Genomic DNA, 14,874 nt, shown 5'->3' with positions numbered 1-14,874 from the left:
CCCGTGCCGCCTCTCGCATCCGTGCCGGTGCTCACTTCGGCGTCGGCGCGCTCCACCCGGGGTCGCGGCCCAGCCACCCGGCGAGTCGTGTGTAGGTGCCGGCGTCCGGTGCGACCTGCCGCGCGTCCTCGAACGGCATGTTCTCCCGCCCCTCGGCCGGCAGCGACTGCTGGGCCGCACCCAGTGCGAACAGGCCGACCTGCTCGTCGAGTTCACCGTCCCAGCCGATGGCGCGTGCCAGGTCCCAGGTGTGGGTAGCGGCCTCCATCACACAGCCCGCCAGGGCGATGCGGCCCGGCATCTGTCCCCAGGGCACGGCCACGACGGCGTCCAGGCGGGCGTCATCGGACCAGGCGGCCGTCATACGCGCGTGCGCCTCGTCCCACAGGCGGGGCCAGCGCTCCGCGGGAACGTCGCTCACCCAGCCGGGAACGTCCTCTCCCTCCGCGTCGCCGCCCTCACCGACGGCGGCGATGCGACGGGCACCGCAGACGATGTGGCCGAGCAGGTCGCGCACGGTGAACTCGGAACAGGGGGTCGGCGCGTCCAGTTGCTCGGGCTTGGTGGCGGCGAACAGCTGGGCCACCTGCTCCGCCGCGCGGGCGTACACCGGACGGGGGTCGGGGATCTGGGGGGTGCTGTTCACGGTCAGCTCCTCGGTGAGGTCGGGCGGCGCCGCCGGCACGGGCCGCGGCCGGAACCCGTCGGTTCCGGCCGAGAAGCAGTCTTCCGCAGAAATGTGACATCCGTCGTCAACTTATCCAGACGATCTCCGCCGGATTCCGGCGCACTCTGGAGGGGTGAAATCCGACCGCCTGCTGGCCATCCTGCTGCTCCTCCAGACGCGCGGCCGTGTACCGGCCGACGAACTCGCCAGGGAACTGGAGGTCTCCGCGCGCACCATCTACCGTGATGTGGAGGCCCTCTCGTCCGCCGGAGTGCCGGTCTACGCGGAGCGGGGACGGCACGGCGGCATCTCACTGCTGCCCGGCTACCGCACCGATGTGACGGGACTGACCGAGGACGAGGCCCGCGCGCTGTTCGTACTCGCCGCGCAGGGCGCGCACACGGCGCTCGGCCTCGACAGCGCGCTCGGGTCGGCGCTGCGCAAGGTGATGGCCGCACTGCCCGCACCGCACCGCCCGGCCGCCGAACTCACCAGCCGCCGCATCCTGGTGGACCCCGACCGGTGGCTGAGCGGCCCCCCGTCGGACGTCCAACTCGACGTCCTGCACACCGCTGTCCTCGCCGACCGCAGACTGCGCATCCGCTACCGGCACAGCGGGGACAGCCGGACGCACACCTACACCGTCGATCCGTACGGTCTCGTCAGCAAGGCGGGGGTCTGGTACCTGGTCGCCGACCGGCGGCGCTCCCCCGCGCTCTTCCGCGTGGACCGGATCTCCTCCGCGAAAGCGGTCGAGGAGCCGGTGCGGCGCCGTCCGGGTACCGAACTGGCAGACGTGTGGCAGCAGCTGCGCCGCCGCGTCGAGGAGCGGCCCTCGCGGTTGCTGGTGACGGCACGGGTGCACCGCTCCCGGTTCGATCTGTTCGCCCGTATAGCGGGCCCCTTCCTCACCGACGTACCGGAGGGGGAAGGGATATCCGGGAGGGGCGGGACGGCGGAGGGAGAGAGGGAGGGCGAGGGACCGGGCGCGCGGGGGGCCACCGGGCCGGCCGAGGCGGACAGTCCGACCGCACCGACCGGGACAGCCAGTTGCGCCGACGCGGACGAGTGGGTCCTCGTGCGCCTCACCTACCCCGTCCTGGCAGCCGTCAGCCATCTCCTCCAGTTCGGCAACTGGGTCGAGATCCTCGACCCGCCCGAGGCCCGTACGGAGATCGCCCGCCGCGCCCGGGAGGTCGCACGCCTCTACGACGCTGGCGAGGAGACCGCGGGCGGCCCCGGCCCGGCCCGCTAGGACTTGTCCGGTCGGTGACTCGGCCTTTACGCGATTGGCGTGATCTTCGGGGCGTCCTGTCAGTGGCGGGTGACAGGATCATCGCAACGCGTCGCTGAAGGAGTTCCGTCATGCGCCCCAACACCCCACTGTCCGTCCCCGAGTGGCGCGAGTTCCTCAGCGCTTACAGCGCCAAGTACCTCGCTGGCCTGTAACGGCTGGCACTCGATCGGCCTCCTCGGCCTGCTGCAGGCCGAGGAGACCGGGTGGTTCGCCGATAAGGCGGCCGACCTCCTCGAAGTATGGGAGGAACTGGAGGACCTCACCGAGGAACTCGCGATACTCAGGCGGTGCCTGCTGATCTCCTTTGATGACGGCGGCAGCGGCGGCAACTGGCTTCTGCACGCGGACAGCGTCGGGAAGGACGGCGAGTGGACCGCGTACGAGTGGCGGCCTGGCCACGGCGGGGCTCCCGAGCCGTACGAACTTCGCCACGATGGCGAAGCACGCGTCGGGCAGGGTTACCGAGGTGTGCCGCCGCAGGGCGCCGGCCGCTCGACGCCGCTCAGGTCGCTGACCCGCTTGCCCGGGTCGGTCCGGACGGCCCACTCCGGGCAGCCGCTGTCAATCAGGCCCACCTTTGCCGAGCGCCGGTTGACCGCGCCCCTGAGCCGTGGACGAGCGGGTGAGGCGGGGAGCGGGACGGAGGGCCGGTGACGGACACGTCGGGTGCCGCTTCCCGCGCCCTCCGCGGATCTACTCTCCGCGCTGGGTCTGCTGCGCCGCGGCTACTCCTGGTTGGACCAGGCCGCCCAGTCGCAGTACTCCAGCCCCTGTCCGTTGCCGATCAGACAGATCCGGAACCAGTACGTCCTGCCCTCGGTGAGATTGTGACCGTCCGACGCGCGAGCCACGGCGGGAACGCCGTCGGCGCGGTCGTCACGCAGCGAGTACACCAGGTCCCCGCGCGTGGTCGAGTTGACGTACTCGTACACGTAACCAATGGCCCCGAACCCGTCGCCCGCCTGCTGGTCACTGACCGAGACGACGTCCCCGAGGGTGCGGAACTCGATGCGTCCGCCCGGGTTCCCGTCGTCCGTCTCCATGCCGTAGGTGGCCAGCACGCCGGCATCGGCCGGCGCCGGGGTGGTGGCGGCATGAGCCTGGGCGGACGTGGCGGCCGCCAGTCCCGCAACGGCTGCCGCAATGGCCAGCGCCTTCCGCAGTCCCTTCCTTCCGCTCGCCGGGCGGTGCTCCGCTGACGCATCAGCCAGGCGAACGCTTTCCACTGTCCCGTTGTCCATGTCCACTGGTCCTCCGTCGTGTTGATCGCTCGATTCGCGGTCGGTGCTGGAGTCGTCGAGACGTTTCCGCCCCACATGACCGGTGCCGCGACCGCGTCCGCCAGAGCCGCCCACCGGAGCGCGGCTGCACGTCCCCCGTCAGCCGTAGCTCTTGAGCAGCGCCCTGGAGCCGCCCCTTCCGAATGTGGGCTCCCCCAAGAGGCCGGTATGTGGCTGCGGTTCCCGGCTGACGCCTTGTACGTTAGGAGCTCCAGCGCACTGGAGGTTCAAGTGACTGTGACCCATAGCACATGGACTATCGGCGAGCTGGCTTCGGCAACGGATCTGTCGGTGAAGACGGTCCGCTACTACTCGGACAGCGGCCTGCTGCCCGAGACCGGACGAAGCATGGGGGGTCACCGTCGTTACGATGCGGACGCGTTGGAGCGGCTGCGGCTGATCCTGCGGTTGCGCGCGCTGGACATGCCGATCGCCACCATCTCCCGGGTGGTGAACGGGGAACTGTCGCTGGCCGAGCTGGTGGCTGGTGAACTCGACCAGGTGCAGTCGAGGCTGAGCCGGCTGCGTTGGCAACAGGCCACCCTCCAAGCCCTGGACGGCTGCTCCGAGACAGAGCGGCTGCGCCGTCTGGACGTACTGGCCCGTGTGCAGCGCTTGCCGGACGCCCACCGCGATCTGCTGCGGATCTGGGAGGACACGCTGCCCCGGACGCTGCCCGACCGCCTGGTCTCGGCGGTCGTCGCCGGCGCCGTTCCCGACCCGCCGTGCGAGCCGACCCCCGAGACGGCGCTCGCGTACGCGGAATTGCACGTGCTCGCCGCACACCCGGGCATCCGGGGCTACTACGCCGCCCCCCACGCGCGGGACGCGGCGTCGCTGTACGAGGGGTTGATCGACGCCTGCGACCTGGCCTACGAGGCCGTGGCGGAAGGACTGGCCCCGCAGCCTGGAGAGGCGCTGGACACCTTCGCCGGCGCCTGTGCGCGCGGCCGGGGCGAGGAGGACAGTCCCGGCTTCCGGGCCTCCCTGGCCGCCGTCCTCGGCAGGGCCGTCCCCCTTTTCAGCCGCTACTGGCGGAACGTCGCCACCGTCACCGGCAGCAGCGATCCCACGGACGGCGCGACGCACGTCTGGTGCGTGGCCGCGCTGTCGGCGTCCGTCCCGGCGCGCTGGTAGTGCTTCGTTAGGTTCTGGCTCTGGTTTTGCTGGTGGTGAGGGGTCGGCCGCAGGTGGTGCAGATGCTGGCCCAGCACCTCAGTAGGTCCTGAAGTGCGGCCAGGATCGGAAGGCCGGCCCTCGGAGGGAATGGGCGGAGCGCGGGCCACGGCGTTCCGCCCACCGCGGGGCTCACTTCATCAGGTCGAGGTACCACTGACCGTTCTCGTCGCTCCAGCAGGCGTAGCCCTTGTACTCCGCGTTGGCACCCTGGGTGAAGAGCTTTCCGAAGTCGTGGCAGTTATCGATCCCGTTGACCTTGTAGGTCTTGTCGGGAATGCCGTCCCCCGGCGTGCCCGGACCGTCGGCCAGTGCGGAGCCGGCCGTCATTCCGGAGAAGGCGGCGACACCGGCGACGACGAGGGCCATCTTCGTGAGCTTCCTACGCATCTCTCTCCCTGCGCGTTGGTGAGGTCGTACGCCTTGTTCGATGGCGGACGCGGCTGGGAAGTTCACGGACGACGCGAGAAAGGCTTTACGCCCGGAGCGGCCCGGGCAGCCGTCGGTGCTCCGCGGAGTCCGGCCGACGGCCCCTGGCGGGAGGCCACGAGACCCAGCGGGACGCCACAGGACCCTGGCGACGTCGCGGATGCCATGGCCGCCCGGGTCCCCGCTCACCCGCTCATACCGGATCGGCGACCGGTCTCAGCCCCGGCCCGCTGACGCCGCTTCCGTGAGCAGCCGCTCCAGGACCAGCGCGATGCCGTCCTCGTCGTTGGCGGCCGTCACCTCGTCGGCGACGGCCAGCAGCTCCTCGTGGGCGTTCGCCATGGCGACGCCGTGCCCGGCCCACGCGAACATCGGGAGGTCGTTGGGCATGTCCCCGAACGCCAGCGTCTCGGCGGCCCGGACCTTCAGCCGGCGGGCCGCCAGCGCCAGCCCCTTCGCCTTGGTGAGCCCCAGCGGCAGCAGCTCCACGATGCCCTCGCCGGCCATCATCACGCCGACCAGGTCGCCGACCGCGGCCCGAGCCGCCTTGGCCAGCTCGTCGTCGCCCAGCTGCGGGTGCTGGATGTAGAGCTTGTTGAGCGGCTGCCGCCAGATCGTCTCGCGGTCCTCGAAGGGCACGTAGGGCAGCGGGCCGTCGTGCACGCGGTAGCCGGGGCCTGCCAGCACCTCGCCGTCCACGCCGTCGCGGGAGGCCGCCAGCGCGACGGTGCCGACCTCCTTCTCCAGCTGGGCCAGCGCCTGCTGGGCCACCCGCCGGTCCAGCGTGACGGAGGTGAGCAGCCGCCCGGAGCCCGCGTCGTAGAGCTGTGAGCCCTGCGCGCACACCGCCAGGCCCCGGTACCCCAGGTCGGCCAGTATCTGCTTCGTCCACGGCACGGCCCGCCCGGTGACGACGATGTGCGTCGCGCCCCGCGCGGTGGCCGCCGCCAGGGCGGCACGGGTGCGCTCCGAGACGGTGTCGTCGGAGCGCAGCAGCGTGCCGTCGAGGTCGGTGGCGATCAGCCGGTAGGGGAAACCGGACGCCGCGAAGGAGCCGGGGGCCTGGGGGGCGGCGCTCACCGGGCGACCGGTTCCAGCGCCTCACGACCGCCCAGGTACGGGCGCAGCACGGGCGGTACCCAGACCGAGCCGTCCTCCTGCTGGTGGTTCTCCAGCAGCGCCACGATGGTGCGCGGGACGGCGCACAGCGTCCCGTTCAGCGTCGCCAGCGGCTTGACGTTCTTGCCGTCCCGCATCCGGATGGACAGCCGGCGGGCCTGGAACTCGGTGCAGTCCGAGGTGGAGGTCAGCTCGCGGTACTTGCCCTGGGTGGGGATCCACGCCTCGCAGTCGTACTTGCGCGCGGCGGAGGCGCCCAGGTCGCCGGTGGCCACGTCGATCACCTGGAACGGCAGCTCCAGGGAGGACAGCCACTGCTTCTCCCACTCCAGCAGCCGGAGGTGCTCCGCCTGGGAGTCCTCGGGGTCGACGTAGGAGAACATCTCCACCTTGTCGAACTGGTGTACGCGGAAGATGCCGCGGGTGTCCTTGCCGTAGGAGCCGGCCTCGCGGCGGAAGCAGGGCGAGAAGGCGGCGTAGCGCAGCGGCAGGCGGTCCGCCTCGATGATCTCGTCCATGTGGTACCCCGCCAGCGGCACCTCGGAGGTGCCGACGAGGTACAGCTCGTCCCGCTCCAGCTGGTAGACGTCCTGCGCCGCCTGGCCCAGGAACCCGGTACCGTCCATGGCCTGCGGCTTGACCAGCGCGGGCGTCAGCATCGGCGTGAAGCCCGCCTCGGTGGCCTGGGCGATGGCCGCGTTGACCAGGGCCAGCTCCAGCAGCGCGCCGACGCCGGTGAGGAAGTAGAAGCGCGAGCCGGACACCTTGGCGCCGCGCTCGACGTCGATGGCGCCCAGCTTCTGGCCCAGCTCCAGGTGGTCCTTCGGCTCGAAGCCCTCGGCGCCGAAGTCCCGCGGGGTTCCGACGGTCTCCAGGACGGTGAAGTCCTCCTCGCCGCCGACCGGCACGTCGGGGTGGACGAGGTTGCTCAGCGCGCGCAGCAGGCGCTGCGTCTCGGCCGCCGCCTCGTCCTTCTCCGCGTCGGCCGCCTTGACCGCGCTCGCCAGCTCGCCGGTACGGCGCAGCAGCTCCGCCTTCTCCTCGCCCTCGGCCTTGGGGATGAGCTTGCCGAGCTGCTTCTGCTCGGCGCGGAGTTCGTCGAAGCGGAGACTGGAGGCCCTGCGCCGCTCGTCGGCGGAGAGCACCGCGTCGACCAGGTCGACGTCCTCTCCACGGGCGCGCTGGGAGGCGCGCGCACGGTCGGGGTCCTCACGGAGCAGGCGAAGGTCAATCACCCCGCCAGGGTACCGGTGGCCTCCGTCAGCGCTCGACGTGAAATCCCTTTACCTCCAATTTGTCCGAATTGGGAGTTTTAAGAAGTGGAGGGATGAGGCCTCTTCCGGAAATTGACGGGGTCCCTCGACCGGGCGGCGGGAATGGTCCGGCAGGCGCCTGGGGCGGGACGGACTCGGCGCTCGTCGGGGCGAGTTGGGGGCGCTGTTTTCCGTGTTTATCCACAGCGAAGACGAGGAACGGCGGACTTTTCCACAGAGGGAGAAGCTGGGCTGTGGAAATAGGGGCTTACGGTTCCGGCACCTGTGCGGTCCGTCCGGAATTCCCCGCCCAAACCCCGCATGCGTCCCCTTTCGAGGGGGATCAGCTCACCCCAAAGAGTTCTTCGGTGGAATTGTGGTGACGAGGAGGAGGCTGGGAGCTGTGGACGGAGATGGGGTCTGCATGCCGGTTTGTCGACAGAGTCCGTTTTGCCTGTCGACTTGTGCACAGGTCGCCACCCGAGCCTGTGGATAACTTCACCGAAGCTGTGCACAGTGCTGTGGGCCGTCTCACTCCGGCCGGCCCGGGCCGCCGGGACCGGGCACGCTGCCCGAGGCAGCCCGACCCGGGCACCCTCCCGCCCCGTCCGGCCCCATGGCGCGGTCCCGTCGGCGCTCAGTCCCGTCGGCTCAGTCCCGCCCGTCCAGGCACCGCGTCAGCCAGTCGGCCGCCGCGAGGAAGTCCTCGTCGGCCATGCCCGAGCGCAGCGTCGGCGGCTGCTCGTCGGCGCGCGGATACGAGCCCAGGAAGCGCACCGCGCGGCACGAGCGCTTCAGGCCCATCAGCACGTCCCCCACCCTCCGGTCCTGCACATGGCCCTCGCAGTCGACCGAGAAGCAGTACTGGCCGATGCCCTCACCCGTGGGACGCGACTCGATCCGCATGAGGTTGACGCCCCGCGAGGCGTACTCGTGCAGCACCTCCAGCAGCGCGCCCGGCTGGTCGCCGCGCAGCCAGAACACCACCGAGGTCTTGTCGGCACCCGTCGGCGCGGCGGGGCGCGCGGGCTGCCCCAGCAGCACGAACCGCGTCGTCGCGTTCTCCGCGTCGTGGATGCCGGTGACCAGCGGCTCCAGGCCGTAGGTGGCCGCCGCGAACTCGCCGGCGAACGCCGCGTCGTACCGGCCCTCCTGGACCAGCCGGGCACCGTCCGCGTTGGAGGCCGCCGACTCCCACACCGCGTCCGGCAGGCGCGCGGCCAGCCAGTTGCGCACCTGCGGCTGCGCCACCGGGTGCCCGGTCACCGTCTTGACCGTCTCCAGCGTCGTCCCCGGACGCACCAGCAGCGCGAACGTGATCGGCAGCAGCACCTCGCGGTAGATCATCAGTCTGCGGCCGCCGGCCAGCTCGTCCAGGGTCGCGGTGACCCCGCCCTCCACCGAGTTCTCGATCGGTACGAACGCCGCCTGCGCCTCTCCGTTGCGTACGGCGTCCAGGGCCGCCGGGACCGACACCATGGGGACGAGCTGACGGGTGGCGGCCTCGGGGAGGGTGTGCAGCGCGGCCTCGGTGAAGGTGCCTTCGGGGCCGAGGTAGGTGTAGCGGCTCGCAGATGACATGCGAGCCACGGTAGCCGCGCCGGGCACCGGCCGGGTGCGGGTCTCAGCCTTCGAGCAGCCGCTGCCCCACGTACTCGCCCCTGGCCGGTCCGCCCGGCACCGCGAACAGCCCGCTCGCCTCGTGCCGCAGGAAGGCCGACAGCGCGTCCCCCCGGTCCAGCTTGCGCTGCACGGGGACGAAGCCGCGCAGCGGATCGGCCTGCCAGGCCAGGAACAGCAGCCCGGCGTCCGGGGCGCCGTCGTCGCGGAAGCCGTCGTGGAAGGAGAACGGCCGCCGCAGCATCGCGGCGCCGCCGTTGGTCTCAGGTGCGGCGACCCGGATGTGCGCGTTGGCGGCGATCGCCGGCAGCCCGTCTGCGCCGCGCTTGTCCAGGTCCGGCTTGGTGTGCTCGTGCCCGCCCGACAAAGGCGCGCCGTCGGACTTGCGGCGCCCTATGACCTTCTCCTGCTCCTCCAGGGAGCGCTTGTCCCAGGTGTCGAGCAGCATCCGGATACGCCGCTGCACCACATAGGAGCCACCCGCCATCCACTCCGGCTGCCCGGAGGAGGCGACGAAGACACGCTCGGCGAAGTCCTTCTCATCCGGCCTGGGGTTGTTGGTGCCGTCCACCTGGCCCATCAGATTGCGCACCGTGCGCGGTCGTTCCGTGGCGCCGCGGGAGCGGTTGAAGCCGGACATCTGCCAGCGCACCCGTGCCGTGCCCGCCGCCTCGCGCTGGAGGGCGCGCAGCGCGTGGAAGGCGACCAGCGAGTCGTCGGCGCCGATCTGCACCCACAGATCGCCGTCGGAGCGCTTCTTGTCGAGGGCGTCGGCGGAGAAGTCGGGCAGCGGCGCGAGCTGCGGGGGCAGCTCGTCCTTCATACCCGTACGGGTGAAGAACGTACGGCCGAAACCGAAGGTCACCGTCAGCGAGGAGGGCCCGGCGTCCAGCGCGATCCCCGTGTCGTGCTCGGCCGCCCGCGGCGGCTCGCCCGCCATCATCCGCCGTGCCGCGTCCGACCAGCGGCGCAGCAGCGCGGCGGCCTGCTTCCGCCCCGCGCCTGGCACCAGGTCGAAGGCCACCAGGTGGCCGTGCGCCTGCGCCGGGGTGAGGATGCCCGCCTGGTGCGTGCCGTGGAAGTCCACGCTGGTGGAGCCCAGCGTGGACAGCGCCGTGGGCGGCTCTTCTTCCGCCGCCGCGTGCGCCCACGCGCCCCCCGCACCACCGGCCGCCAGCCCGGCCACACCCGCCACCGACGCCGTGCCCAGCAGCCGCCGCCGGGACGGGCCCGGAGCGCCGGCACCGGCAGCGGCACCACGGCCGTCCACGCCGCCACCACTGGCAGCGGAGCCACCACCTGCAGTGGAGCCACCACCTGCTGCGGGACCACGGCCGGGCGAAGGCCCGTCGCTGGACGGGACCCCGCTGCCGGACGCGGCGGTGCCGGTGCTCCGGCCCGGTCGCCCGGCGGGGGACGGGGAGGCGGCGGAGGGCGTCGTGCGGGCCGCCGCCCGCTTCTTCTTGTTCTTCTTCTTGTTCTGCTGGCTGCTCATCGTGTCGCTCGGTTCCGGCTCAGCCGATGGTGGCGGTCGTGTAGACGGTGATCTGGTCGATGTCCGAGGTGCGGACGGTGACCGCGATCCTCCATTTTCCGGCCATCGGAAGCCGCACATCGGTGGCCCTCCAGTGACCCTTCTCGCCCCTGACCGGTTCGAGGGAGGCCGGAAGAGGGCCGAGGTTTTTGGCGGGGAGGGTGAAGGAGACCTGCACCTCGGGTGCCTCGACGGGGCGCCCGCTGGGGGCGGTGGTGCGCAGATCGAGGGTGTTGCCGCCGCCTGCCCTGCCCGGGTCCAGCTCCAGCTCGGCGGTGCCCTTGCCGTCCGGGCCGCCGGTGTCGAACCGCACCTCGGCGTCCACCGGCCCGCTGGGCGCGTTCCGCGCCGCGCTGCCCGCCGCACGGGCCCGCTCCTCGGTACGGCCGGGCTCGGTGCTGGTCAGGACAGTGGTGACGGCCAGCAGGACGACGGCGATGACGGCCTCCGTCAGCACCGACTGACGCAGTCCGCTGCGCTGTGGGTCCGCCTCGCGCTCCTTGCGGCGCTTCGCGGCGTTGGCGGCGGCACGCTGCCGCGCCAGTTGCGCGGCGCGGACGGGGTCGGCCGGGTCGTGCTCGCCGGATATGCGGCCGGCGGACCGGGCGGTACGGGAGCGGGGAGGGGCATCGGGCGAGACGCCGGAGGAGACCCGCTCCGGGGTGCCGTCGCGGTCCGCCCCCGCCGGAACCTCCGTCAACCTGGTTGTCCATCTGCGGGAGAACCAGCCGACCCCCACCAGGGCAGCCACCAGCACGGCCTTGACGAGCAGCAGCTGCCCGTACGAGGTGCCCGTCAGCGCGCTGAACGAGCCGACCTGGCGCCACGACTGGTACAGCCCTGTCGCCGCCAGCACGGTCACACAGACGAAGGCCGTCCGGGAGAAGCGCAGCACCACTGTGCGCGACGGAGAGGGTCCCCAGCGCAGCAGGCAGAACAGCGCTGCCAGTCCGCCCAGCCACAGGGCGACGGCCAGCAGGTGCAGGACGTCCACCGGCATGGCCAGTGCCGTCTGGAGACCTGTGGAGGCGTGCTCGGCCATCGCCCAGGTGGCCGCCAGTCCGGCCGCCATCACGGTGCCGCCGACGGCCAGTCCGTACAGCAGGTCCCGCCGCTCCCGCGCCACCTCGTCGCTGTCCGCGCCGCCGTCGGCGCGTACCGCGGCACTGTCCGTGCCGATGCCCGCACTTTCCGTTCCACCGTCCGAACCGTTCGCCCCACCGCCCGAACCGTTCCTCCCACCGTCCGAACCGTTCCTCCCACCGTCCGAACCGTTCGACCCACCGTCCGGACTCTCCTCACCGCGCCGCGCCCAGGCCCCGAAGAGCACCGAGACGAACAGTGCCGAGGCGGCGAGCAGCAGCAGTCGGGCGACGAGGGCGGTGCCGGACTTGGTGGCCACCACGTCGGCCAGTCCGCCCAGGTCGGCGACGTCGGAGAGCTTCCCCGACCCGGTGTAGGGGTTGCGCAGCAGCAACAGCGCCAGTGTCGCCGCCGTGAGGGTGAGCCATCCTGTGACCGTCAGCCGCTGCACCGCGCGGGAGGAGGCGGCGCGCGGCGAGCACACCAGGACGAACGCCGCCCCGCCGACCAGCAGCACGAACCCCGCGTAGGCGGCGTACCGGCCGATCCCGTACAGGGTGCCCACGACACCGCCGCCCGCGGCCGGGCCGTCGGTCTGCCGCGGCACGGAGGCGCTCGTCTTGGAGGGCTTCCCGACGGAGAAGGTGAAGGCCCCCGAGACGGGGTGGCTGTCGGCGGAGACGGCCTGCCAGGCGACCGTGTAGGTGCCCTGCGGGATACCGGACTTGAGGGAGACGGCGCGCCGCACCTTCCCTCCGCTCCCGGCGTCGCGGACGGTCCGGGTGTCGGCCCGTTCGCCGTGCGGGTCCAGGACGCGGATCGAGCCGTCGGACATGGACACGCCCTCGGAGAAGTCGAGCGTGACCCGGGCAGGCGCCTCGCGCACCACCGAGCCCTCCGCCGGGTCGCTTCCCGTCAGCGCGGCGTGCGCCGCCGCCGGTCCCGCGGTGGCCAGCACTCCCAGCAGCGCCAGCCCGCTCAGCAGGAGGGCCAGCACGGTGCGGGACAGCGCGGTGCGGGGCAGCACCGCGGCACCGGGCTGTGCGGTGCGGCTCCCGGAACGGGCACCGGTACGGGCCCCGGCCCGGTCCCCGGCGCGGGCGCCGCGTCGGGGTGGGCCGGGGCGGCCGGCGGGGCCGGAGGGTGGCTCGGTGGTGTACGGCACGCCTGCGAACCTCACTTCTCGGGTGTGTAGTTCGTCGCCTCGACCGGGGCCTTGACCGTGACGGAGCCGGACTTGGCGAAGTGCAGCACGAAGGTCACCGTCTGGCCCTCGACCGGCTTGCGCTCCAGGTCCATCAGCATCAGGTGGTTGCCGCCGCGCCCCAGCTCCAAGGTGCCGTGCGCGGGGACACGCAGGCTCTTGACCTGCCGCATCTGCCGCTTGGTGGTCTCGTGCATCTCGACCACGCCCGCGATGTCGCTGGAGACGGAGGTGAGCTTGTCGTCGGTACCGCCGCTGTTGCGCACGACGAGGAAACCGCCGGCCATCTTGTCCGTCGGCGGCTGCGGCACGTACGCGCCGCTGACCTTCAGCTCGGGACGGCCCGCTTTCCCGGCGGAGGCGGCCCCCTTGCCGGAGCCGGTGTCCTTGTCCTGCGACGAGGAGGACGAGGAACAGGCGCCCAGAGTGAGGGCCAGGACCGCGCCGAGCGCCACGGCGGCCACCGGGCGGAGCGCCGCGGAGGCCGGGCGCGGTGCCGGGACCCGGCGGTGCGCGGTGGCCCGGCGGGAGGACGCAGGGGCCGGGGGACGGGCGGTCACGGCGTCTCCCCCTTGAGGAGCTCGGGGAGGTCCTTCTCCAGGGTCTTGGGGTCGGTGTTGCCCTCCGTGTAGAGGACGTGGGCCTTGTCGTCCTTGGGGGAGAAGGCGAGGAGCTGGGCGCCGTGGGTCGACACGATGTCGCCGTTCTTCTTCTTGTACGACGGCTCGACGCTCACGCCCACACTGCGGGCACCCGCCTGGATGGAGTCGAAGTCGCCGGTCAGCCCGATGAACGAGGGGTCCTGTCCGCGCAGCCACTTCCGCAGCTCCTCGGGGGTGTCCCTCTTGGGGTCGGTGGTCACGAAGACGACCCGCAGCTCCTTCTGCTGCTCCTTGGGCAGCTTCGACTTGGCCACCGCGATGTTGCTCATCGTCAGCGGGCAGATGTCCGGGCAGTTGGTGTAGCCGAAGTAGAGGAGGGTGGGGTGGCCCTTCGTCTCCTTGATGAAGTCGTAGGACTTGTCGTGCGTGTCGGTCAGCGTCAGGTCGGGCTTGCTGAAGGGCTGGTCGAGGACCGTGCCGCCCTTCTTCTGCTTCTCGACCGTGGCCGGCTTGTCGATGGCGGCCTTGTCGCTGTCGTCTCCGGAGCCGCAGCCGGTCAGGGCGAGGGCGGCGGCCACGGCGAAGGCGGCGGCTGCTGAGGCTGTTCTGGTGGTGCTGCGCATAGTGCTGGTCCGCATCGTGCTCGGGGTCGGGGGTGTGAGGCCGGGGGCCGGTGCTCCGCGGGGACCGGCCCGTGGGGAAGGACCCGGAAGGGCCCGGCCCTCAAGGAAGCCGCGAGGTGGTGCCCTTGAGGGGGCCGCGAGGCGGCGTACGGCCACCGCGCGGGGGGTGCCGCGGGGTGGTGCGGAGGGGTACGTACGCCCCTCCGCACCACCCCGCCCGCACCCGGGTCAGGAGGCCCGGCGGCGACCGGCGAGGACGCCGAAGGCGATGCCGGCGAGGCCCACGACGATCCCCACCGCGCCCAGGACGCGCGCGGTGGTGTCGGAGCCGTCGGAGTCCGCGTCACCGCTCGCCGAGGCCGTCCGCTCCGTGGCCTTCCCGTCGCCGGAGGAGGCGTCCGCCTCCTCCTTCCCGGCGGCGGTGAGCTGGAGGACGGGAGCCGGGTGCTCGGGCTCGGGAGCGCCCTTCCGCGGCTCCTCGATCCACCGTACGACGTCGTCATCGTCGTAGGTCTGGAGGGCCTTGAACACCAGCTGGTCCCCGTCCTCGGGGAGTTGGCCCATGGAGACGGGGAACTGCTGGAACTGGCCCGGCTTGATCTTCCCGCCGCTCCAGGTGACCTTCGAGACGGCCTCGGTGATCTTCTCGCCGTGGGTCTCGATCGGCTTGTCCAGCTTCTTCTTGTCCACCTTGACGTCCCAGCCGGGCACCGGCTGCGGCATCACCGAGGCCAGCGGGTGGTCGGTGGGGAAGGTCACCTCCAGCTTCACCGTGGAGGCGTCGTCCTTCTCGTTGGGGACCTTGAAGTCGACCGTGCTGTAGCCGCCCTTGGGGGCTTGCTGGGGATCGACGCCTACGTGTGCCGACGCGGGCCCGGCGAGCAGCAGGACGGTGCCGGCGGCGAGTGCGCCGACGGTCGCGGCACGGCGGTTGGCGATCTTCATGAATGCGCTCCTGAACAGACACAGGACGGATGGCATGACATG

Annotated in this window: 13 protein-coding genes; 2 read left to right on the top strand and 11 right to left on the bottom strand. The window is 71.9% G+C overall.

From position 1 onward, the window contains the following. Window positions 1–31: 31 nt before the first annotated feature. Window positions 32–646 (bottom strand): TIGR03086 family metal-binding protein, encoded by a 615-nt coding sequence (locus FM076_RS16070; protein ID WP_173871409.1) that lies wholly within the window; start codon window positions 644–646, stop codon window positions 32–34. A 154-nt stretch (window positions 647–800) separates the two neighbouring features. Here FM076_RS16070 and FM076_RS16065 point away from each other — a divergent pair, with 154 nt between their 5' ends. Beyond that, on the top strand, window positions 801–1,922 hold the full coding sequence (locus FM076_RS16065) for a WYL domain-containing protein (protein WP_173871407.1): 1,122 nt from the start codon (window positions 801–803) through the stop codon (window positions 1,920–1,922). A gap of 767 nt (window positions 1,923–2,689) precedes the next feature. Here the strand turns inward: FM076_RS16065 and FM076_RS16060 are convergent. Continuing rightward, a complete protein-coding gene (locus FM076_RS16060; protein ID WP_173871405.1) occupies window positions 2,690–3,025 on the bottom strand; it encodes a hypothetical protein in 336 nt (111 codons plus the stop codon). 450 nt (window positions 3,026–3,475) lie between these two features. Between FM076_RS16060 and FM076_RS16055 the strand changes: the two genes are divergently transcribed. Beyond that, a complete protein-coding gene (locus tag FM076_RS16055) occupies window positions 3,476–4,381 on the top strand; it encodes a MerR family transcriptional regulator (RefSeq protein WP_173871403.1) in 906 nt (301 codons plus the stop codon). Window positions 4,382–4,552: 171 nt separating this feature from the next. On the opposite strand, the gene FM076_RS16050 is transcribed toward FM076_RS16055, so the two are convergent. The 9 genes from FM076_RS16050 to FM076_RS16010 form a co-directional block, all read right to left on the bottom strand. Continuing rightward, the gene (locus FM076_RS16050) at window positions 4,553–4,810 is read right to left on the bottom strand and encodes a hypothetical protein (protein WP_173871401.1); all 258 of its coding nucleotides are present in this window, start codon (window positions 4,808–4,810) and stop codon (window positions 4,553–4,555) included. A 255-nt stretch (window positions 4,811–5,065) separates the two neighbouring features. Continuing rightward, on the bottom strand, window positions 5,066–5,929 hold the full coding sequence (locus FM076_RS16045) for a Cof-type HAD-IIB family hydrolase (protein ID WP_173871399.1): 864 nt from the start codon (window positions 5,927–5,929) through the stop codon (window positions 5,066–5,068). Next, window positions 5,926–7,203 (bottom strand): serine--tRNA ligase, encoded by a 1,278-nt coding sequence (gene serS, locus FM076_RS16040; protein ID WP_173871397.1) that lies wholly within the window; start codon window positions 7,201–7,203, stop codon window positions 5,926–5,928. Before serS ends, FM076_RS16045 begins: the two co-directional genes overlap by 4 nt. A gap of 669 nt (window positions 7,204–7,872) precedes the next feature. Then, window positions 7,873–8,802, bottom strand: a complete 930-nt coding sequence (pheA, locus tag FM076_RS16035) for a prephenate dehydratase (protein ID WP_173871394.1) — start codon at window positions 8,800–8,802, stop codon at window positions 7,873–7,875. A 43-nt stretch (window positions 8,803–8,845) separates the two neighbouring features. Beyond that, window positions 8,846–10,336, bottom strand: a complete 1,491-nt coding sequence (efeB, locus tag FM076_RS16030; protein WP_180217782.1) for an iron uptake transporter deferrochelatase/peroxidase subunit — start codon at window positions 10,334–10,336, stop codon at window positions 8,846–8,848. A gap of 19 nt (window positions 10,337–10,355) precedes the next feature. Beyond that, on the bottom strand, window positions 10,356–12,623 hold the full coding sequence (locus FM076_RS16025; RefSeq protein WP_430625927.1) for a copper resistance protein CopC: 2,268 nt from the start codon (window positions 12,621–12,623) through the stop codon (window positions 10,356–10,358). A gap of 11 nt (window positions 12,624–12,634) precedes the next feature. Next, window positions 12,635–13,126 (bottom strand): copper chaperone PCu(A)C, encoded by a 492-nt coding sequence (locus tag FM076_RS16020; RefSeq protein ID WP_173874787.1) that lies wholly within the window; start codon window positions 13,124–13,126, stop codon window positions 12,635–12,637. A gap of 92 nt (window positions 13,127–13,218) precedes the next feature. Beyond that, window positions 13,219–13,902: an SCO family protein gene (locus FM076_RS16015; protein WP_428814877.1), complete on the bottom strand. Its 684-nt coding sequence runs from the start codon at window positions 13,900–13,902 to the stop codon at window positions 13,219–13,221. A 213-nt stretch (window positions 13,903–14,115) separates the two neighbouring features. Beyond that, window positions 14,116–14,832 carry a YcnI family protein gene (locus FM076_RS16010; RefSeq protein WP_173871392.1) on the bottom strand — a complete coding sequence of 239 codons (717 nt, stop codon included), beginning with the start codon at window positions 14,830–14,832 and terminating at the stop codon, window positions 14,116–14,118. Window positions 14,833–14,874 lie beyond the last annotated feature (42 nt).

It is taken from the genome of Streptomyces albus subsp. chlorinus (genome assembly GCF_013302895.1).
GTDB lineage: Bacteria > Actinomycetota > Actinomycetes > Streptomycetales > Streptomycetaceae > Streptomyces > Streptomyces chlorinus.
The sequence above is the reverse complement of the archived record's forward strand: the minus strand, read 5'-3'. Positions and strand labels throughout refer to the sequence as shown.

What these genes read in the sequence shown, in the direction of transcription:
- pheA (WP_173871394.1), bottom strand. Translation starts at nt 8,802, where the DNA reads ATGTCATCTGCGAGCCGCTACACCTACCTCGGCCCCGAAGGCACCTTC.
- FM076_RS16010 (WP_173871392.1), bottom strand. Translation starts at nt 14,832, where the DNA reads ATGAAGATCGCCAACCGCCGTGCCGCGACCGTCGGCGCACTCGCCGCC.
- FM076_RS16050 (WP_173871401.1), bottom strand. Translation starts at nt 4,810, where the DNA reads ATGCGTAGGAAGCTCACGAAGATGGCCCTCGTCGTCGCCGGTGTCGCC.
- FM076_RS16015 (WP_428814877.1), bottom strand. Translation starts at nt 13,902, where the DNA reads ATGCGGACCAGCACTATGCGCAGCACCACCAGAACAGCCTCAGCAGCC.
- efeB (WP_180217782.1), bottom strand. Translation starts at nt 10,336, where the DNA reads ATGAGCAGCCAGCAGAACAAGAAGAAGAACAAGAAGAAGCGGGCGGCG.